At 43.4% G+C, this 21,233-nt stretch carries 17 protein-coding genes; 5 read left to right on the top strand and 12 right to left on the bottom strand.

What is annotated here, in order from left to right:
- The first annotated feature begins 3 nt into the window (after positions 1-3).
- Together V7K97_RS08975 and V7K97_RS08970 are read left to right on the top strand one after the other, a co-directional pair.
- Positions 4-2,733: a response regulator gene (locus V7K97_RS08975; RefSeq protein ID WP_334800521.1), complete on the top strand. Its 2,730-nt coding sequence runs from the start codon at positions 4-6 to the stop codon at positions 2,731-2,733.
- Positions 2,730-4,169: a hybrid sensor histidine kinase/response regulator gene (locus V7K97_RS08970; RefSeq protein ID WP_334800520.1), complete on the top strand. Its 1,440-nt coding sequence runs from the start codon at positions 2,730-2,732 to the stop codon at positions 4,167-4,169. Before V7K97_RS08975 ends, V7K97_RS08970 begins: the two co-directional genes overlap by 4 nt.
- Before the next feature lie 37 nt (positions 4,170-4,206).
- On the opposite strand, the gene V7K97_RS08965 is transcribed toward V7K97_RS08970, so the two are convergent.
- The 7 genes from V7K97_RS08965 to petC all read right to left on the bottom strand — a co-directional run bounded on the left by V7K97_RS08965 (position 4,207) and on the right by petC (position 10,116).
- Positions 4,207-4,893, bottom strand: coding sequence for a Uma2 family endonuclease (locus V7K97_RS08965; RefSeq protein ID WP_334800519.1), 687 nt, complete (start codon positions 4,891-4,893; stop codon positions 4,207-4,209).
- A 187-nt stretch (positions 4,894-5,080) separates the two neighbouring features.
- Positions 5,081-5,767 (bottom strand): SAM-dependent methyltransferase, encoded by a 687-nt coding sequence (locus V7K97_RS08960; protein WP_334800518.1) that lies wholly within the window; start codon positions 5,765-5,767, stop codon positions 5,081-5,083.
- A 46-nt stretch (positions 5,768-5,813) separates the two neighbouring features.
- Positions 5,814-5,984 carry a hypothetical protein gene (locus V7K97_RS08955; RefSeq protein ID WP_334800517.1) on the bottom strand — a complete coding sequence of 57 codons (171 nt, stop codon included), beginning with the start codon at positions 5,982-5,984 and terminating at the stop codon, positions 5,814-5,816.
- Positions 5,985-6,410: 426 nt separating this feature from the next.
- Positions 6,411-6,767 (bottom strand): DUF6717 family protein, encoded by a 357-nt coding sequence (locus V7K97_RS08950; protein WP_334800516.1) that lies wholly within the window; start codon positions 6,765-6,767, stop codon positions 6,411-6,413.
- Positions 6,768-7,076: 309 nt separating this feature from the next.
- Entirely contained in the window at positions 7,077-8,144 is a 1,068-nt protein-coding gene (locus V7K97_RS08945) for an SDR family oxidoreductase (protein ID WP_334800515.1), read from the bottom strand.
- 125 nt (positions 8,145-8,269) lie between these two features.
- Entirely contained in the window at positions 8,270-9,271 is a 1,002-nt protein-coding gene (petA, locus tag V7K97_RS08940) for a cytochrome f (protein ID WP_334800718.1), read from the bottom strand.
- Positions 9,272-9,576: 305 nt separating this feature from the next.
- Positions 9,577-10,116 carry a cytochrome b6-f complex iron-sulfur subunit gene (petC, locus tag V7K97_RS08935; protein ID WP_334800514.1) on the bottom strand — a complete coding sequence of 180 codons (540 nt, stop codon included), beginning with the start codon at positions 10,114-10,116 and terminating at the stop codon, positions 9,577-9,579.
- 229 nt (positions 10,117-10,345) lie between these two features.
- Here petC and V7K97_RS08930 point away from each other — a divergent pair, with 229 nt between their 5' ends.
- Positions 10,346-10,654, top strand: a complete 309-nt coding sequence (locus tag V7K97_RS08930) for a DUF3067 family protein (protein WP_334800513.1) — start codon at positions 10,346-10,348, stop codon at positions 10,652-10,654.
- Positions 10,655-11,031: 377 nt separating this feature from the next.
- Here the strand turns inward: V7K97_RS08930 and V7K97_RS08925 are convergent, their stop codons facing one another.
- Positions 11,032-13,617 (bottom strand): GAF domain-containing protein, encoded by a 2,586-nt coding sequence (locus tag V7K97_RS08925; protein ID WP_334800512.1) that lies wholly within the window; start codon positions 13,615-13,617, stop codon positions 11,032-11,034.
- 253 nt (positions 13,618-13,870) lie between these two features.
- On the opposite strand from V7K97_RS08925, the gene V7K97_RS08920 reads away from it, so the two are divergent.
- Entirely contained in the window at positions 13,871-14,848 is a 978-nt protein-coding gene (locus tag V7K97_RS08920; protein ID WP_334800511.1) for an SDR family NAD(P)-dependent oxidoreductase, read from the top strand.
- Between the two features lie 93 nt (positions 14,849-14,941).
- Positions 14,942-17,254 (top strand): cation:proton antiporter domain-containing protein, encoded by a 2,313-nt coding sequence (locus tag V7K97_RS08915; protein ID WP_334800510.1) that lies wholly within the window; start codon positions 14,942-14,944, stop codon positions 17,252-17,254.
- 464 nt (positions 17,255-17,718) lie between these two features.
- On the opposite strand, the gene V7K97_RS08910 is transcribed toward V7K97_RS08915, so the two are convergent.
- The 4 genes from V7K97_RS08910 to V7K97_RS08895 form a co-directional block, all read right to left on the bottom strand.
- Complete coding sequence (locus V7K97_RS08910; protein WP_334800509.1) at positions 17,719-19,497, bottom strand: diguanylate cyclase domain-containing protein; 1,779 nt, start codon at positions 19,495-19,497, stop codon at positions 17,719-17,721.
- 9 nt (positions 19,498-19,506) lie between these two features.
- On the bottom strand, positions 19,507-20,487 hold the full coding sequence (locus V7K97_RS08905; protein ID WP_334800507.1) for an ABC transporter substrate-binding protein: 981 nt from the start codon (positions 20,485-20,487) through the stop codon (positions 19,507-19,509).
- A gap of 205 nt (positions 20,488-20,692) precedes the next feature.
- Entirely contained in the window at positions 20,693-20,821 is a 129-nt protein-coding gene (locus V7K97_RS08900) for a hypothetical protein (protein ID WP_334800506.1), read from the bottom strand.
- A gap of 163 nt (positions 20,822-20,984) precedes the next feature.
- Positions 20,985-21,203 (bottom strand): Hfq-related RNA-binding protein, encoded by a 219-nt coding sequence (locus tag V7K97_RS08895; RefSeq protein ID WP_334800505.1) that lies wholly within the window; start codon positions 21,201-21,203, stop codon positions 20,985-20,987.
- Between the last annotated feature and the right edge of the window lie 30 nt (positions 21,204-21,233).

Raw genomic sequence — 21,233 nt, 5'->3', positions numbered from 1 at the left:
AATATGCGGATAACGACCAAATGTATTGGGTCATCTGCGATCGTTCTGGGACTGATTGCCTCTACCCAAATTGGAGGCGACCTGTTTATCAGGCAAGCAGAAGAAAAAGCACAGGATACCCAGGCAAAAAACGCTCAGGCTCTGACGACTATCTTGCAAATAAACCTCTCTTTAAATAACCAAGTAGCTGCCCTTAAAGATATGATCTTGCTCAGGCGAGATGCTTCTAACCTGGTGAAATACCAGGAAGCTTTATCTGCATTCACTAGAAACTTGGCTGAGTTAAAAAATTTAAAGCCAGAGATAAATTCAGAGTTAGTCAAGATTAGCGATCGCCATAGCCTACTTGCCAATCTAGTAATCGAATTAGCTAATCAATCTAACACAGATAAGCCCCTAGAATTAGCTGAATCCCAACAGGATTTTCGAGTAATCAACGCTTTCTCAAGGGATATTGAACTCTACTTAAAATTATTAACCGAGAAGCTCCAGAAACAGGATAGTTTAGCGAAGCAAGAATTTAATAACTTTAAACAGACTACTCAACTTGCCAGACAAATTCTCATCCTGTCCATTCTCATGGTTTTTGTCGGTCAGTTATTGCTCATCCTTTTACCAGTAATTCGCTCGATTCAAAAGCTACAACAAGGAGCCGCCAAAATTGGGGATGGAAATCTAGAATACCGCCTGAATATTCAAACCAAAGACGAAATTCAACAACTGGCAGAAGCGTTTAACCGAATGGCATCAACCCTAGCCGAGTCCTATCACTCCCTAGAGTTAAAAAAAGAACTTGCCGACACAGCAAACCGTGCTAAAAGTGAGTTCTTAGCTAATATGAGCCACGAATTACGAACTCCTCTCAACGGTATCCTGGGTTATGCTCAAATTCTCCAACGAGATCAAAGTTTAACTGATAAACAGCAAGATGGCTTAAGAATTATTCACCAGTGCGGTTCACACCTATTAACACTAATTAACGACATTCTGGACTTATCTAAAATTGAAGCCCAGAAAATGGAACTTTACAAGAATGACTTTCATTTGCCGGCATTTCTGCAAAGTGTGGTGGAAATTTGTCGGATTCGCGCAGAACAAAAAAGCATTTCATTCATTTACCAATCAACTTCAGAACTACCTATTGGGATTTTTGCAGACGAAAAACGATTGCGGCAAGTCTTAATTAACCTGCTAGGTAATGCCATTAAATTCACCGAAAAAGGAGGAGTGAGATTTACTGTTAGCTTTGGAGAAAATTTTTCAGTCAATGAAACTAACCAAAAACCGACTCATAGAATTAGATTTCAAATCATCGATACGGGAATTGGCATGAGCCAAGAACAGGTAGATAAAATATTTTTACCATTTGAGCAAGTCGGAGATATCAAAAAGCAATCAGAAGGTACTGGATTAGGTTTAGCCATTAGTCAGAAAATTGTGCAATTAATGGATAGTACAATCCAAGTCAAAAGTGAGATAGGTCAGGGCAGCACTTTTTGGATTGATTTGGATTTACCAGAATCAGTGGATTGGATGCAATCAGCTAGAGTCATGGCTGCTGGCAAAATTGTCGGAATCGCCACTGGTAAGCGGAGAATCCTAATTGTGGATGATAAGTGGGAAAACCGTTCTGTTGTCCTCAATCTGCTAGAGGAAATTGGATTTGAAATGGCAGAGGCAAGTGACGGTCAGGAAGGGTTGGAAAAAGCTATGCAATTTCTGCCTGACTTAATCATTACAGACCTGACAATGCCCGTAATGGATGGCTTTGAATTAACACGTCGCCTCCGCCAGCAAGCAGAGTTTCAGGGGTTGACCATCATAGTTTCATCTGCCAGTGTGTTTGAATCTGACCAACACAAAAGTTTAGGAGTTGGTGCAGACGATTTTCTACCTAAACCTGTACACGCTGATGATTTACTCCAGAAGTTAGAGAAATATTTACAAATTGAATGGGTTTATGAAACTGTTTCAGAAAAATCTGTAAATGGGACACTGAATGTTACCGATAACCAAAATAGTTCTGTTGTCACTGCTGAAAGAAAAATTCTAGGGATTACTGGTAATAAGCGGAAAATTTTGATTGTAGATGACAATTGGGAAAACCGTTCTGTTGTGGTCAATTTATTAGGTGATATCGGCTTTGAAATAGCAGAGGCAAGTAATGGTCAGGAGGGCTTTGATAAAGCAATCGAGTTGAAACCGGATTTGATTATCACTGACTTATCTATGCCAGTCATGAATGGCTTAGAAATGATCCGTCGCTTGCGAGTATTGCCATTGCAGAATTTACCAATAATTGTTTCATCTGCCAGTATATTTAAATCCGATCAGCATGAGAGTTTAGAGGTAGGTGGCAACGATTTTCTGCCGAAACCAGTGCAAGCAGATGAATTGTTCCATAAGTTACAGAAACACTTGCAAATTGAATGGATTTATGATAGTTCGCAGAATCAAGAAGGAGTCAAGGAAACCCAAACTCTCAAAATTACTTCTGTTGATTCTCCATTACTTGACACTTACTTAATTGCTCCACCACCTGAAGAAATTGAGCAACTATTTGAGTTAGCGATGAGAGGTAACATCAAAGGCATTCGAGAGCAAGCCCAAAAACTGAAACTGTTGGATGAAAAGTTTATCCCATTTGCCGAAAAATTACAGCAACTTGCTAAAAGCTTCCAAATCGAAAAAATTAGGGAATTTATTCAGCCATATCGAGGAGAAGAACAATGAATATACCTGTTCTAGAGACAGGGGTGATTTTGATTGTGGATGATAATCCCAATAACTTGGAAGTACTATCTGAAGCATTAATGGATACAGGTTGGGAGATATTGATTGCTGTGAATGGCGAGGGCGCGATCGCTCAAGCTGAATACGCCTGTCCTGATATCATACTTTTAGATGTAATGATGCCTGGAATTGATGGATTTACAGCTTGTCAGCGTTTAAAGTTAAATCCTGTAACCTCTGATATCCCCATAATTTTTATGACAGCTCTCTCGGAAACTGTCGATAAAGTAAAGGGTTTGAGTTTGGGAGCGGTAGATTACATTACTAAACCATTTGAGCATGAAGAAGTACTGGCTCGTATCAAGACACATCTACAAATCCGTAATCTCACTAAGCAACTCAAAACTGATAATCAGCAACTTCAACAAGAAATAGCCCACCGTCTTACAGTCGAAACTAAGTTACAAAAGCTGACTCAGGAGTTAGAGCAAAGGGTAGAAGAACGTACTTTTGAACTATCTCAAGCGCTTCGGAATTTGCAGCAAGCTCAGGTTACTTTGGTACAACAAGAAAAGATGTCCACCCTGGGGGAGTTGGTGGCTGGAATTGCCCATGAAATTAATAACCCCGTCAACTTCATTTTAGGAAATCTTAGTCACGCTTCTGAATATACCCGAAATCTTATTGATTTATTTCAACTTTATCAGCAATATTATCCTAATCCAGAAGTAGAAATTGAACAAAAAATAGATGAAATCGATATTGATTTTTTAATGCAAGATTTTCCAAAAATCATCGCGTCTATGCATAAAGGAACAAAGCGTCTAGCAGAGATGATTTATTCCCTTAGGCATTTTTCACGTCGAGATGATTCAGTAGTACAACCTATAGATATTCATGAAGGTATTGATAGCACCCTGTTGATTTTGCAATACCGCTTGAAAGCGAACTCAGAACGTTGTGAAATTCAAGTTATTAAAGATTATGGAACTGTGCCACATGTAGAATGTTTTCCAGGTCCACTAAATCAAGTTTTCATGAATCTCCTGGCTAATGCAATTGATGCGATAGAGGAGTCATTTGTCACTAGGAGCAGCTGCGTTGCGAACTTTCCCAAAATTGCATCAAGTGGCGTTAATTTGTTATCTGTAGAAGACAAGGGACAAATCACTATTCGCACTGCTGTACATGAACAACGCTCAGTGGTGGTAATTCAAATTGGCGATAATGGCATTGGCATGACAGAAGAAGTCAAACAGCGATTATCTCAACCGATGTTTACTACTAAACCTGTAGGAAAGGGAACAGGGTTAGGTTTGTCTATTAGTCGGCAAATTATTGAGGAAAAACATGGGGGGAGGCTCTGGTTTGTATCTGAGCCGGGGGAAGGCACTGAATTTTCGATTGAAATTCCTTTACTGAGTAAAAAGGCATAAATAACTACAGCAGTAGGGTGGGAGTTATTTACCCACCCTAAAGGCTATCTGGATCAATATTTAATTCTCGAAGTTTAGCAGCTAATCTTTGCGCTTTCTCTTCTGCGGCTTGTCGTGCAGATGCTTCCTCTTCATGAGTTAGGAGTGTTTGACCCGTAACTGGATTGTAAAAATGCAGTTTTCCCGCCTCCAAACGCAACTCTAGCCCCAAAACTTGACTCGCTAAAGACACTGTACCAGCTGACAGGGTATTGGTTGCCACTGGGAAATAATTCCCATCGACCAAGTGTAAACCCTGGAGTTGGGGATTGAGATAATCGCCTGTGGGATCATATTGGAAATATTCACGCACTCCCAGAAAGGCGTAAATTCCTTTCTTTGCACCTTGGTCTTTGCTGCGGGTAGTTTTTGAGGTAATCTCTAGGACAAAATTAGGGGTTTGATTATTTTCTTCCCAGGTTTTGTAAGAGCGTCTATCACGGTTTTCCACTCCAAAGACCACAAATACATCTGGGGCTACAACTGATTCTGGATAACCTTTTTCGTAATAAATAAATAGATTACCAGCGACGTATACATCTGGGTGATTTTGAAAATAAATTTCCAGCACAGTGGTAGCGTATACGAGACACTTGCGCTGTAAATCACCTTCAGCCATTGGCTTACCATCCTCATCTGGGTACTCAATCGGGGTAAGGGGGATATACTCTACTGAGGCTGTCATGGTCGGATACCTCAACTCAACTAGGGCTAGATTCAATAATATCGCTCAAAATGCGATCGCCATAACTGGGAAGCTGAGAAATCACCAAAAATTCCAGATTGCGTAAGTGTAGCCCGCCGTAGACATTGCTGTTGATAGTTTCTTACCTCAATTGTTGTCCATTGATTGATTTGACTGCCGTTGATATTTATCCGCTAACCCTGGTCATAATCTTCAACATCTGGTTGCCGCCTTTTTGAAATTCGTAAGCAACAGGCTGAACCTTTACATCAAATCCGTGACTGAAAAACGTTTGGATGACTGGCTCAATATAGGGTGATACTTCACAATCAAGTTTCAACAAGGGAAAAATCCTCACTTCTGGAGAGATTCTCAGGAGTTCATGAATAGATGCGATGTGAAAATCGAGTGATAGCTGCTCAGAGTAAAGAAAGAGTAAATGGGAACACACACACAACCCAAATTGATTGTTAGCTAGTTCTAGATTTGGTACAGATAGCGGCAAGTAGCGCCCTGCTGTTCTACCAGCTTCATAGTCCAACAAAAATTTCTCCATCGCTGCTAGACGGGCATAACCAAGTTCATCTGCATCACGAAAGTTTTTCCAAATGTAGCGGTTTGAATTTTGTTTAGTCTGGTTGATGACTGGCTCGTAAGTTTCTAGAACTCGTTGTTTGATTTGTTCAGCAGAAAACTGATAGATAGGGTCAATAGACACAACTGAATGTCCGAGTTCTGTCATTTCAGCATTGAAGCTGGCAGGTCCATCGCCACACCCAAGAATTTTCATGTTCAGGTCTGCATCTGATAAGGCAAACATCAGCTTGTACTCTTCAAGAGTTCTACCCCAAGGGACAACCTCATTTAATTTCATAGATAATTACCGTAAATTGCCAAACCATTACACGTAAATGCAGCCATTAATCTATAACTACATCAGCTAGTAAATCATCCATTTCATCGTTCATTTCTTGAGTATAAGGAACAAGTTTAGAAGGGTTCTGCACAGCATCCTTCATCAGCGAGTCAAGAAAAAGGCTTATAATAATGCCTTCATCTTCATTAGCTTCATCAACATTCTCGGTTTCCATAAGTTAATATAAATATTTTTGACTAAGTATATATATTGCCGAAGGGAATTTGGATATAAATTAGGACTTACGCACTTTACATATTGAGCATAATATCGATGGTTAGCTTGTTAAGCTAAAAGTCTTACCCTGCCTCGTTCCTGGGCTGCTGCCTCCCACAATAGCATTACAAGGCAGCAGCCCAGTAACGAGAGGTAATTTTTAATTCCGCCCTGCGGTACTAGGGTGTTTAGTCATGGAGTTGAGCTTAGGGACTTCCAAGAAATAAATTATCCAAAGAAACGAACCACAGAGACACAGAGAACACAGAGAGAGGAGAAATAGAGAGGCTTTTGGGTCAGTTTTTAGGACATTTTTTTATTTGGAAGTCCCTTATTTAAGTCAAGGAAAAGGCTCATCATAATGCCCTCATCTTCATCAGCTTCATCAACATTCTCGGTTTATTTTCGCTTTGAACTGAGCGTAAAATTCTTTGGGAGCTTCATGAAAATACTTAAATAGAGCAGGGCAGAGCCATCCTTCCCGATCTAAATCTGCGCTGTAATACCAGTTACCTCCATATTCTTCACGACGCCAGTCAAACTTGATCTGGTAGCCAGGAAAAGGAAATGCAGAAAAGACCAAACTGAACCCTGACCCTGCATCTGGAATCTGTGCCACCATTCTTTCAATAATTTCGTCTGCCCCTGCCACGAAAGGCTCTTGAACTAGACCTACTTTGTCATCGTCAAACACCCACATCTCACCGAATTTATAGGGATGAATAACCATGATTGAGTTCATAAAGTTTACTCGCGGTTAATACCGTTTCACTTTAATAATGATACAAATACGTTGGTAGAGGTACAGCAATTGGTATAAGTCCCAAATTTACAGGCTTTGTGTAACTAAGGAATAAGAATTAAATAACATACAATTTATGTCCCTGGTTTACCTCACCCTCAATCCCTCTCCTTTATAAGGAGAGGGAAGCTAGCAAAAAAATTGTAGGTTGGGTGGAGGCTTTGCGTAACCCAACAGACTAATATATGTTGGGTTGCGCTCCGCTCCACCCAACCTACGTCTCTACTACCAGTGCCATCCACCGAGGTTCTACGGAATCAACCGATCTGCGCGTAGTTGCTCGAACAGGTCAAAAAACGACTCGTCCGTTTTCTGGTATATGGAGAAGCCGAGTTTGCGGCTCTTCGACATGTCGGTCATGACTTCAATCGGACGCCCAAGATCGAGATCAGTGTGCCATGCAGACGATAGACGGCTCAGATCCGGCTCGGCGAGGCCATGCTGCTTTGCGATCTCGCGCCAGACAGCACCTTCATTTGCAATTTCGGCTTCGAGCGGGTGGGTTGTGCCGTCGAAGCCGATGGGATCGATGCCGAACCAGTCAGCCAGCCGCCCCCACAACCATATCCAGCGGAAGATGTCGCCATTGACGACGTTAAACGCCTCGTTGTGCGCCGCTTCGGTCTTCGCCGCCCAGACTAGGTGCTTCGCCAGCACCCGCGCGTCGGTCATGTCGGAGATGCCTTTCCACTGCGCTTCAGAACCTGGCCAGCGAAACGGGCGCCCGGTTTCCTTGCAGATCGCGGCATACACGGCCAGCGTCGTGCCGAGGTTCATCAAATTGCCGACCGCCTTTCCAATGATAGTGTGAGGGCGATGAATGCTCCAGGTGAAACCGTCACGGGCTGCTGCGGCATAGACCTCATCTTCCTGAGCATAATAGAAATTTTCGACATCGAGCCGGGGATGCTCCTCGCGCAATGGAGTTTCTGGCAGCGATCCGCCCCTGGCGTATGCATCGAATGGCCCGAGATAGTGCTTGAGGCCGGTGACGAGGGCGACGTGCTGCACTGAGTCCTTCGGTGACAGAACATCCAGCAGATTGCGAACCATCGTGCCGTTGACCCTGACATTCTCGGCCTCGGTCGCATTACGCATCCACGTCGTGATGAAGATGTGCGTCGGGGCGATGTCTGACAGCGCAGTTTTCAGGCTAGCTAGATCGAGCAGATCGGCAGCAACAGGGCGTAACCCTTCCACCCCTTTTTTAAGATTTCGGGCCAACCCATAGGTCGTCCATCCATTCGCGATCAGTTCTCTCGCAAGATTGCTGCCGATGATGCCGCTCGCGCCCACAACTAAGGCTGTCCCATCCATGTCGTGTCTCCACTAGGGAAATTTTCTATAGCAACCCTAAGCCCCAAATTTCCAGGCTTCGTGTAACTAACGTTAAAAAAGACAGGCAAGATGCCTGTCCTACAAGTAATAATTTAGCAAAGAATTTAGAAATTCATCTCAGCAGCTTGAACTTTCTCAACCTGCTTCTTCTTCAGCACCAGCATAACTTGAGCCAACATTACAAGAGCGGTGAACGCAATCATCCATTTGACTCTAGAAGCGTCTTGTAATACGATTTCTGCATCTTTTTGACCGAATCCACCGACGTTCGGGTTAGTGGTCAAAGCATCACCAGTTTTAACTGTTTGCCCTTCGGAAACAAGCAGTTCTGGCCCTAAAGGAATCGTATCAACGACAACATCACCAGACTCCGGTTGGATGTTTACTAGATATTTGACGTTACCATCTGCATCTTCCTCTTTGGCAATCTTGGTAATTGTGCCAGTAGCAGAAGCGTTGTAAACAGTGTTGTTGCTCTTTTCGCCAGTGGGATAAACTTGTCCGCGTCCCCGATTACCACCTACATGAACTGAATATTTACCGAAGTGGATGTTTTTGTCGGTTGCGGGGTTGGGAGAAAGAATTGGGAAGACGATTTCCTGATACTGTTCACCAGGTAAAGGACCGACGATGACGACGTTTTCTTTGTCTTCGCTGTAGGGTTGGAAGGTAGTGTCGCCAACTTCTTCTTTAAGTTCCTCGGAAAGACGGTCTTCAGGAGCAATCTTAAAGCCTTCAGGTAGCATCAGTACAGCACCGACGTTCAAGCCAACCTTAGAACCATCGGCACCAACTTGCTGGGCGGTGATATCGTAAGGGATTTTCACCACGGCTTTGAATACAGTGTCAGGTAGCACCGATTGGGGAACTTCCACTTCTGTAACCTTGGCGGCTAGGTGACAGTTGGCACAAACAATTCGCCCTGTTGGTTCGCGGGGGGTTTCGGGATAGGTTTGCTGTGCCCAAAAAGGGTAGGCGGCAGCAGATTGGGGAAGGGCTAGATCGCTGGTGAAGTAAAATGTCACAGTAGCGATCGCTATGAGCAATGTTTTTACAATTACTCTAGCACTGCGAGTTAACCTCGCTGTTAAGAAAACATTTCTCATCTCTATAAGGGCGACGATTGAATTAGTCATTGGTCATTGGTCATTGGGCATCCCTTCTCTACGAGACGCTACGCGAACGGCAACTCTTGGAGACGCTACGCGTAGCTTGCTTCCCCGGAGGGGTACGCTCAGGGCAAGTGGGCATCCCTTCTCTACGAGACGCTACGCGAACGGCAACTCTTGGAGACGCTACGCGTAGCTTGCTTCCCCGGAGGGGTACGCTCAGGGCAAGTGGGCATTGGGCATGGGTTATTTCTTCCTCATCTCCCTCACTCCCTCATCCCTCATCCCTTACTCAGCACTCATTAAGACCACCAAGGCGAATCACCTGTGCGGAAGTCGGTTTCAGTCCAAGGGGTCAAAACGATTTTGTCGTCGTTTACTTTGGTGTGGGCTAAAGCCAAAGACAATGGTGCTGGTCCCCGAATAACTTTACCAGTTTCGTCATACTGGGAACCATGACAAGGACACTTGAATTTGTTCTCAGCAATGTTCCAGGGGACGACACAACCCAAGTGGGTGCAGATAGCGTTAATGCCATAATCTTTGATCGCCTCTTTGCTGTCCACCACAATATAGGTGGGATCTCCCTTTAGTCCTTGGACTAGGTTGCGATCGCCTTCATTGCGGTTTTCTAGAAATTTACTGACGCTAACATCGTTACCTAGCTCGTCTTTTGCCGTTGCACCGCCACCAGCACCACCACTGGCAGGTGGAATAAAGTAGTTGACAACGGGATACAATGCACCCAGAGCTACTCCAGTGACAGTCCCAAAAGTGAGCAGATTCATGAACTGACGACGCCCCATATCGGGCACGTCTGCTGATTCAGAAAATTGAGCCATAATCTACGCGCTCTTTGTGTATTTTGTTAAGCATTTTGACAAAAGTACTAGTACTTGAGCAACTCTTGTCTAAGTCGAAATGCTAGCGCTCACAACGATGCTATACTTCTTTGTTCCAAGATATATCAAGCATCTTTTCTGTTAGCATTACATTTCTTTATATCCTTATCATACTGGAGTCACGGAACTTAACATCATAACTAAATGTAAAATCTGACTGAGAAAAGCTATGACAGGACAGGAATTACGCCAGATGTTGCTTGATAAGTGGGGATATTCTTACGATGTCCAGTTGCGACGGGCACAGGGAAAGATATTTTTGCAAGTAATGTGGAAGTATCTGGAGCAAGCTTCTTTTCCCTTGAGCGAGGCGGAGTACCAAGAGCATCTCGACAGCATTGCCAATTATCTTCATGCCTTGGGTGGGTCAATACAGGTACAAACTTTTATTGTCCAAACACGCGATCGCCCCCGCCTCGGCAAAGCTGTGAGTATTCCTCTAGATTTGGGCGATCGCTCTTCAGAATGGATATTATGACACGTTACCGAATCAAGGCAGAGGGCAGTTATTGCTAGAGGAAAAAAAATATTTTTTGCCCTGTGCCACTTTCTTTTAGAGCCAGTAAATTTATTTATGAAAGACAAAAAAATATCTATCTAGAGACGCGCAGCACAAGAACTACCGTGTCCTTTTTAAATCTCCTAAATTTATTTATGCGGATTCTTTCTGCCTCCGGGTGCATCCCGATTTGGCAACTTTATTTTGTAGTGCGAACGCGAGAGCATGTCCGTTGGCGCAGCCTCCCGCAGGGAAGGACAAACATCTTGCTCGCTTTGATCCAACCCATTACGCGAGCGAGACGCTCGCACTACATATTACATTATGGGATGCTCCCCTGCCTGCTGCCTCCTTAATTATTTTTCCAGAAATGTCCAAACTCCATCATCCCAATCTGATTCTGTTGGGGGTGATTGTAACCAATGCTGACAACGCAACAGATGCAACATCGCCGCTTTGTCTTGGCTGTCTGCTGCCAAAACATTAGCAAACTCAGCTCTGGCACGAGAAAACTGCCGCTTGAGATAATACTCGCGCCCTTTATGATAATGCTCAATCACTTGCAATTTTTCACTTTCAATGGGATTGGAACGCAAACCCAGCAATTCATATATGGCTACTGGCTCATTTCTGCCCTTGACACGAATGTAATCTAGTTCTCTAGCCCAAATATGATCTTGGCATGGTTTAAAAGTGTTATGGCTAATAATAATGTCGCAACCATACTGTTTACTAACACTTTCTAATCGAGAACCAAGATTAACGCCATCGCCAATGGCGGTAAATTCCATTCGCTTACTAGAACCAATATTCCCACTAATCACGGTATCGGAGTTGATGCCAATGCCGATTTTAATTCTGGGCTTATCATCTACATAGCGACGTTGATTAAATTCGTGCAAGCGAACGCGCATTTCTAAGGCTGTTTGTACTGCCATCCAAGCGTGTTCTTCTAATGCTAGGGGAGAACCAAAGACAGCCATGATAGCATCGCCGATATATTTGTCAAGGGTGCCTTTATGTTTAAAGACTGCCTCCACCATTGATTCAAAATATTCATTGAGCATACTCACCACTTCTTCTGCTTCCAGGTTTTCTGTCAAAGTGGTGTAACCGCGAATATCCGAAAATAATATCGAAACTTCTTTGCGATCGCCTCCTAGTTTAGCGTCATCTAATTTTAGCAATTCTTCGGCTAATTCCTGGGTCATGTAGCGGTACATCGTACTCTTGAGCCGCTTTTCATCACTAATATCTTCCATCACCACCAGCGCCCCACGGACTTGTTCTTGGTCGCTAGCATCGGCAATTGTGTTAATTGATAAATTAATACTGTGCTGTTGTGTACCAGTGGTTATGAGTGTGCGATCGGGGTAATACTGCTGGCGGCCTTTTAAGTCAACTGCGTGTAAAGCATCCTGATACCACTTGCTAAAGTCACCTTCTTTGATGGCAATGACATCATTAACTAATTTCCCTTCTAACCGGTCATCTACTCCCAGTCCTAGTAAACGTTGGGCGCTTTCATTGGCGGCGATAATTAACCCAGTTTTGTCAGTGGAAACCACTCCATTGGAAAGGCTACGCAGAATATCGCGTTGCATTTGTTCTTGTTGCTTGACTGTGGCAAACAACTGGGCATTATGTAGTGCTACTCCCGCTTGAATATTAAAAGCTTCCATGAACTCTTCATCGTTGCGGTCAAAGCTAGCTTGGAAGCAGTCGGGAGCTTTGGGCCAATCAGCTGGATTATAAGGGGGAAAATCACCAGATTTCTTTTTATTTACAAGCTGGGTAACGCCAATTAGTTGTTCATCGCCGTTAAATACTGGCATACAAAGCAAGCTACAGGTGCGATAGCCATTTTCCTCGTCGAATTTTCGGGATGTCTCCGAGTCAGGATGGTTGTGCAAGTCAAAGCCAATATTCAGCTTTTTGCCAGAAGCGGCAACTATCCCAGCAAAGCCTTTACCTACAGGGACTCGCAACTCTTTCGTTGAACCATCATCCTGAGTGATTTTCGTCCACAATTCATGGCGATCGCGGTCTATTAACCATAGTGTACTGCGATCGGCATTCATCAGTTCTTTGGCTTCATCCATCACCCGCTTCAGGGTGTCTTCTAAGTCGAGACTGCTTTGAGAGAGGGACTTAATCGCCTTCATTAGCGCCGCCACTGCTCTTTGCTTTTGGGTAGCTACGTAAAAAGAGCGCGAGGATTCTAAAATTAGGCGAATTGAAGGAGCAAATTCTTGAAATAATTGTTCGTCAGCACAGGTAAAACCTTTGGTATCAATTCGTTGTGCAAGTAGAGCGTCGTGATTATTTCCAGATTTTAATTTATTCAGTAATTGTACTACTGCAACTAATTGCCCATGTTCATTTAAGAGTGGCAAAGCCAACATGGTGTAAGTACGGTAGCCAGTTCTTTTTTCTTGTTCTTGAGCAAAATGCGATCGCGGATCGTTATAAAAATCAAAGGGAATATTGATAACTTCCTTGAAGGTAGCGACTTCACCACCAATACCTTTATTGGCGGGGATGCGAATTTCTAAAGAGCGACCGCCCTCACCCTCAGCTAGAATTGACCAGAGTTCTTGTTTTTCTTCATCCAATAAAAATATCGTCGTTCGATCCGCCCCCAGTAATTCCCCGGTTTTTAAGGTAATGGAATGCAACATTTCTTGCAGAATGGTTTCAAACCCATGAGAATCCAGCATTGACAGGGTTTGATGGACAATCTGTAATTTTTGCTCGACATCCTGAACGACCTGTTTAAAAGTATCCTGAGTCAGGGGAGCAAGAAACGTAGAAAAAGTTCCTTGTCTTGTGGCAAGAGCACCCACAGGAGCAGAATTTGCTGGTAATTCGAGGTTTTCTTGGTTGTGAACACCAATAATCAAATCGGTGGTCTCCCCACAACTTCCTTGATACGCTGACATAACTGGTATTTTATATAGCAGGATGAGATGTTAGGTTTAACAATTAAATTTATGTAGGTGGTGTTAAAAGCAACAATTGCTTAACATTATCCATAGTTTAATCCCTTGTTCAGCCAGCGTCATCCTGTGAATCAAGGCGGAGGCGGATTACCAACAAGCATGGCTTGACTAGAACCCCTTCCCACTGGCGGATACAGATGATGAATAGAGGGTTTGACCCCTCATTTAAAACATTAGGTATAAATGAGCTATCATGAAACACCTTGAAGGGAAAGTGATATTAGTCACAGGTGCTACACGGGGAATTGGTAGGGGAATTGCTATTGGTCTCGGTGAAGCAGGTGCAACTGTATACGTGACTGGTCGCAGCCTTAATAACTCTTCTAGTGATGCGGTTTCAGGGAGTCTTAGTGAAACCCAATCAGCCATTGAAGAAGTCGGTGGTGTATGTATTCCCGTCCAAGTAGACCACAGCGACGATGAGCAGGTGCGTTTGCTGTTCCATCGCATTCAAGATGAACAAAATGGACAACTCGACCTTCTGGTAAACAATGCTTACTCAGGAGTTCAGGCATTAAAAGACGCTTATGGACAGCCTTTTTGGGATTGTGAACCAAGTCTTTGGGATGCTAGCAACAATGTTGGTCTTCGTAGCCACTATGTTGCCAGTATTTTTGCAGCCCGAATGATGACTAAGCGGAACTCTGGACTAATTTGCACCATTTCCTCGTGGGGTGGGATGTCTTATATCTTTAATACAGCTTATGGTGTTGGGAAAGCAGGGTGCGATCGCCTAGCCGCGAATATGGCTGTTGAGTTAAAGCCACATAACATCGCTTCTGTCTCAATTTGGCCGGGTATTGTTGGTACTGAGCTTTTTTCCAGTTTTGCTGCCCAAATGAATCAAACCAATGCTAGTGAAAAGAAAAACTCATTTATCAGCGATCGCTACAACTGGGAAACTCCCTTATTAACCGGACGAGCGATCGCTGCACTTGCTTGTGAGCCAAATATTATGCGCCGTACAGGACGTGTACAGATTGTTGCTGAACTGGCTCATAAATATAATCTTGTCGATGAAAATGGCCATCAACCTGCATCATTACGCTCTCTGCGTTTTGTACTACCGGCTGCATTGCCCGTACTGAGAAAGTACTCATGGCTCATACCCGATATTAAAGTGCCGTGGTCACTACTATTATTGAATGCCCTCAGTTCGCCTAAAATTTAATGGGTGCCCAATGCCCCTTTATAAAACAAGCTGTTTGAGATCGTAAAACTTTGTATGCTGAATTAATAGGTCTTAATAGTTTTTTTAAAACTGGTGGAAGAAGATTTTAGGTTAATTGTTGATTTAGTTTTAGTTCTAGGCGTTGCAGCTTGTGGCGGGCTGTTGGCGGCACTATTGCGACAACCCGTGCTGCTGGGCTATCTCATTGGCGGGATGATCATTGGTCCAGCCGGACTGGGATTGATTAAAGAAGTTATTCAAGTAGAGACTCTGGCACAGTTCGGAGTCGCCTTTTTATTATTTGCCTTGGGTGTGGAATTTTCCTTGGCGGAACTCAAGAAGGTAAAAGCGATCGCTCTTGGCGGCGGTGGACTCCAGATTGCTTTGACGATTTTGGTCACAGTTGTAGTATGTGGGTTAACTGGAGCCTGGGGAACTTTACCTGCGAAGGGGATGTTTTTGGGGTGTATTCTCTCCTTGTCTTCTACAGCCGTTGTTCTCAAATGCTTGATGGAAAGCAACGAAACAGAAACACCCCACGGACAAGTGATGTTAGGGATTTTGGTAGTACAGGACTTGGCACTAGGACTGATGTTAGCAGTCTTACCAGCCCTCAACCAACCAGCAGAAACCATTGGCATGGCCGTGCTGACAGCGCTGTTGTTAATTGGTTTATTTGCTGCTGGTGCAGTAGTTGCGGGGATTTGGCTGATACCGCCTTTGTTGCGACTGTTAGCCCGTACCGAAAGCCGAGAACTATTTTTATTAGGGGTTGTGGCTTTGTGTTTGGGCATTGCTCTATTAACAGAGCATTTAGGGCTGTCCATTGAGATGGGGGCATTTGTGGCGGGTTTGATGATTTCTGAGGTGGAGTACGCCGATCAAACCCTGACTTATGTGGAACCATTGCGAGATATCTTTGCTAGTTTATTTTTTGCCGCCATTGGGATGTTAATTGACCCAGTGTTTTTGTGGAACAACCTAGAATTAATTTTGGGGTTGGTGGCAATAGTTTTTGTCGGTAAGTTTTTGATTATCACGCCCCTAGTAAAACTATTCCACTACCCTTTGAAAACAGCCATCATCGCCGGTTTGGGACTGGCGCAAATTGGGGAATTTTCCTTTGTTCTCGCTAGTGAAGGGCAATCTTTGGGGCTAGTATCCCGACAAATATATTTATTAATTTTGGGAACCACCGCAGTTACTCTCATGCTTACCCCATTTGTACTGCGGTTAGTGCCATTTTTATTTAACTTTGCCGAATCAATGCCTTGGTTGAAACCGTATTTAGAAGAAGATGAGGCGCGGGATGTATCGGAAGATTTGCCCTTCAATGACCATGTGGTAGTTTGTGGTTATGGACGAGTGGGCAAGAATTTGGTGAAATTGTTGCAGCAACATCACCTACCTGTGGTAGTAATCGACCAATCAGAGAGTAGAATTCAGCAATTACGTGAGGCTGGGGTGTCTTATGTATATGGCAATTGCGTGAGTTTACACGTTTTGGAAACTGCCGGGGTGAATCATGCCAAAGGAATGGCGATCGCCCTCCCTGACCCCATGAGTACCCGTCTTTGCTTGAAACGCGCTTTGGAATTGCGCCCAGAATTAGATTTGGTTGTCCGTGCTACCCAGGATAAAAATATTGAGGTGTTGTATCAATTGGGAGCTAGGGAGGTGGTGCAACCAGAGTTTGAAGCCAGCTTAGAAATGGCAACTTATTTATTAACCGGCTTAGGCTTGTTGTCGTCAGTTGATGTCCAACGAGAAATGCAGCAAATCCGCAACGATCATTATTTAGATTTGCGGCCAGAGCGTTCTGCAACTGAAGTCGCCCACGATTTGCGCCAAGCAACCCGCGATTTAAATCAGCGTTGGTATCCTCTCCCATCTGATTCGCCTTTAATTGGCATGACTTTAGAAGAAGCCGATATGCGCTATTTAACAGGAGCAAGTTTAATGGCAATTCGCCGCGTTAACGGCGATGAAATTGATTATCCCAATAATCAAACCAAATTGTCAGATGGCGATCGCTTGCTGATTGTGGGAGCAGATGAAGAATTAGCAGCTTTGGCAGAATTTGCCAAGGGACAGGCGGCTGTTCCCGGAGAAAATAGTGCTTGTCAGTGGGTTACAGTTAATGCAAATGCGCCAATACTCGGTAAAACCCTTGCAGATTTAGATATCAGTAAGCAATATGGAGTACAGGTGCAGGCGATCCGACGAGATGGGAAGTTTATCCGCTATCCTGATGGTGGTATGGATTTGCGAATTAGCGACCAAGTTTTGTTATGTGGTAACTTGACAGGTTTAAGTCAATTAGAACAGTTATTTGCGATCGCTAATAAAGTACCCCTTTCTATACCAGTGGTGCAAGCTACTGAGGTAGAAGCGCTTAAAGATTAACTAATTCGTAATTCAGAAATGTCGAGTTTGTGAAAATGCGCGATGTCCAGATCCCCGACTTATCGAAGAAGTCGGGGATCTAATTTTTCACGAATGATTTAGGATTGCTATAGGACTAGTGCCGCAAGGCGGAAGTCAAAAGTCAAAAGTCAAAAGTATTATGGAATAAGCTCTTTAGGAATTTTAAATGGTTGCTCTATTTCCGCCGAACTGTACTAGTATTTGATTTTTGAAATATACGTAGGGTGTGTTAGCGACAGCGTAACGCACCACAAGCTTAGACGGTGCGTTACGCTCTGCTATAGCGGTTTCCATTCAGATGCGGTACAACATTACATCACAAGGTGTAGGGGCACGGCAGTGCCGTGCCCCTACGGGTGTACCTCACGTAAACGAGAACCGCTATAACACACCCTACAAGACTACTTAGATTTTTTCAAAAATCAAATAGGAATCTTATATATCTAAAAAGTACAATAGCGATCGCGCCCCTTTTCTTTGGCATTGTACATTGCTTTATCAGCTGAAGCGATGAGTGTATCTGGCTTAATGTCGCCAGTGGGTATGACAGAAGTAATACCCAAACTAAGTGTGACGATATCCTTGATATCAGACTTTGCATGGGGAATAGCCTGATCGTGAATTGCTTGCTGAATACTTTGTGCAATCTTGATTGCTCCTACTAAGTCAGTATTGGGGAGGAGTACCGAAAATTCTTCTCCTCCGTAACGCGCTACTAGATCAGCAGGACGATAAACCATCTGTTGCACTGTTTGGGCTATCCTAACTAGGCAATCATCGCCTCCAAGATGACCATAGTAGTCGTTGTAAAGTTTGAATTTATCAACATCGAAAAAAATCACTGACAGGGGTTGCTGTTCTCGTGCAAGGCGTTTCCATTCTGCTTGCAGTCGTTCATCGAAGCAGCGACGGTTAGCCACCTGAGTCAAACCATCTAGATTTGCCAGTTGTTCTAGTTTGTGATTTGCATCTTCTACTTTTTCTTTAGCAATTAGTAACTCTGCTGTTCTCTCCTGTACCCGTTGCTCCAAAGTTTCAAAAGATGTTTGTAACTGAAGTGCCATGTTGTTAAACGATTTTGCCAGTTGACCTATTTCGTCTTTTGAGCTAGTTTTGGCGCGGATATCTAAGTTACCTGCGGTAAACTGGAAAACTACATTGGTAAGATAAATTATTGGCTTTGTTAGCAGTTCCCCAATGGCAAAAGCAATGATTGTCACTACCCCAGCAATAAATGCAAATAGAAACATTGCGTCATGAATTTGCTTTTGTACAGGTGCTAGGGCAACAGCAAGGGGCTGTGCGAACAACACAGTCCAAAGTTTTAAATGAGCGATCGCAATCAGATTGACCTGATTACCTGTTACTGACAAAGATGTAATTAAATACGACTGTTTATTATCCAATGCTTGCTTAAGTTTTGACTCATTAGTTGCTAATTTTTTGACAGGAGGATTAGGCAAACGCCCTTCTTTTTGCAGTTGAGTTACAACATCAGCAGGCAGAGGTACAATTGATTTTAAAAGTAGTTTTGGTGCAGTGCTATGTGCCAGATAAATATTATTTTCATCTAAAAGAATCGCAAAAGATTTTGCCCCAGCCCGTTCAGTTTGTCGAGTTACTAACTGCTGAACAACAGTCGCATTGTATGAAACACGCAATACACCCAACATATCTCCCTTGGCATTGCGAACCGGACTGCTAAAAAAGAGGGTAACAACGTTAGGAATTGTCGGCGACTGCTTCATGCTAGAAACAAAGGGGAATTCAGTTTGCACTGGTTTTTTAAAATAATCTTGAACTGATTCATCTTTGCCAATGTTCGGTGTATATGTATCCAATACATTTTTCCCGTTTAAGTCGAGCAAAGCATAAGAGAGAATATTGAGCATATCTTTGCGACTAAGACGGTTTAATGTTTCTGTCGCCAATTGCATTTCGGGGCTGTCATCTCGCTGTTTTGGCGTTAGGCTGAGGTAGCGTTCTAAGCCTGGTAAAACTGCCTCTACGCGCACGGCATCGAGATTACTATCAATAAAGGTATCTATTCTATTAGCAGTTTCGTTAGCCGCCGCAGATAGGGCTTGTTTCGCGTTGTCAGTTAGTGCTTTTTCAGTTGTCTGTGTGTTGATAAATGCCAATAACAGCAACGGAATCAAAGCAACAATGAGAAATGAGGCGATCAACCTTGTACGGATTCCGCTCAAAAGAATGTGCTGCATGGCTTTAAACTAGGAGGGAGAGTTCAAAAAGGAAGAATTGAACAAACTTTTTAGCTCAGGAATGCGCGTCACATTTCCAGAGCGAATAAAAAAGTCTGCATATATCTTGGCAGTTTTGTAGATGGAATTAGGGTTGCTAGATTGAAATAATTTTTGATTTTCACCTAAATCAGTTAGGTTTACTCCCTCCAGAGAGATTGTATTGCTAGGAATTTCTAAAGCTTTGCTGATGATAGCTTTTCCTTCCTGAACATTTGCTTTCCAGTAGCTCACAGCTTGCAGCCATCCTCGCACAAATGCACGAACGTCTTCGGGGCGATCGCGGATTATCTCACTGCGAAAGACAATCATATCTAAAATTAAACCAGGGGTTTGTTTGCTGGTAAATAGGATATGTCCCCCTAATTTAATAGCTTTAGAAAGATGGGGTTCCCAAGTGTGTCCAGCTTGAATAGCATGATTTTTCAGGCGTTGAGGAATTTCTAAAGCCTCTGATTTAACCAAGTTCACATCATCGCTGGTTAAGTTGGCAGTTTTCAACATCTCAGTCACGAAAACTTCGCTAAAACCGCCTAGATTTGCACCCAGCTTTTTCCCTTTCAAGTCAGCGACGGTTTTAATTTGTGATTGGGCGACTACCACATCTGCTCCTGTTGATTCATCTATAACGATCACGCCTTGTATATCTGGATTTGTGGCACTCAAGATTATAAAGCTTCCCAAGGACGATGTAATACCATCATATTTACCCGCACTGAAATTTGCTCTTTCCAATTGGGTGTATCGTTTATAAATTAGTTCTACATCTACCCCTTGGGCTTTGAAGAATCCTTTTTCCTGAGCAATGACGCCTGGATACTCCCCAACAAAAGATGCGAATTCCACTTTCAAGGGAGGGCGTTTGAATTCGGTTGGTGCCCAAGCATGACAAGCAAATAGCAAACAGGCAGTAATGAGAAAAATACTAATGTATCTGAGTAGTTGAAACATAGAATATTTGATATTTTTTAATTATTGCTGATCAAATATTCAACTAAATAAACTATCTGTTTAAAATAATTCGTAATTCGTAATGACTCTCTCTACGAGACACTGCGCGTACCATCTCGTAGAGAAGACAGTAATTAAGTTTTACAATGGGGATTTTAACCTTTAGAGGGTGTTTGAAAAGTCTAAATTCATACTGCCTGGGCGATTAGAAATCGCGGCTACACAGACAAAACCCACCTGCGTGGGTTTGAAAACCTTGATTTTCTGTTAGTCCGTGCAGGCGGAGTTTGCTTGTGTAGTAGCGATTTCTAATCGCCGAAAATTTTTCAAACATCCTTTTAGCTCCCCTCCCCGCAAGCGGGGAGGAGTTGGGGGTGGGGTTATGGCTAATTTGGCGGATATGATATAAGAGGCTGGGATAGGGGTCGATTGCTGAGAGCGATATTAGCGCTACCCAGCAATAAAAGGCAACTAATGCCAAAGACTAATTCCATCTCCTAACTGGTTTTCGGCTTGATGTATGCGATCGCGTGTTTCCAAATAGTGGTTTGCTGACTGTTTTCATCAGCAATACAGATACAGTGTGGATCTTGCCATACAACCTTTCCTGTCAGAACATCCTGAGTCAGCAGCTTTAACTCTACTGGCGTTGTTTGTTTAATCAGGTTTTGGACTTGTCTAATACTAGGCAAAGTGGTGTCAAATTCGGTAAGCATTTTTAGTAAAGATGAACCTACAAGGCAAAA

The organism is Nostoc sp. (genome assembly GCF_036917815.1).
Classification (GTDB): Bacteria; Cyanobacteriota; Cyanobacteriia; order Cyanobacteriales; family Nostocaceae; genus Nostoc.
Note: the sequence above shows the minus strand (reverse complement) of the source record. Positions and strands in the feature narration are given on the sequence as shown.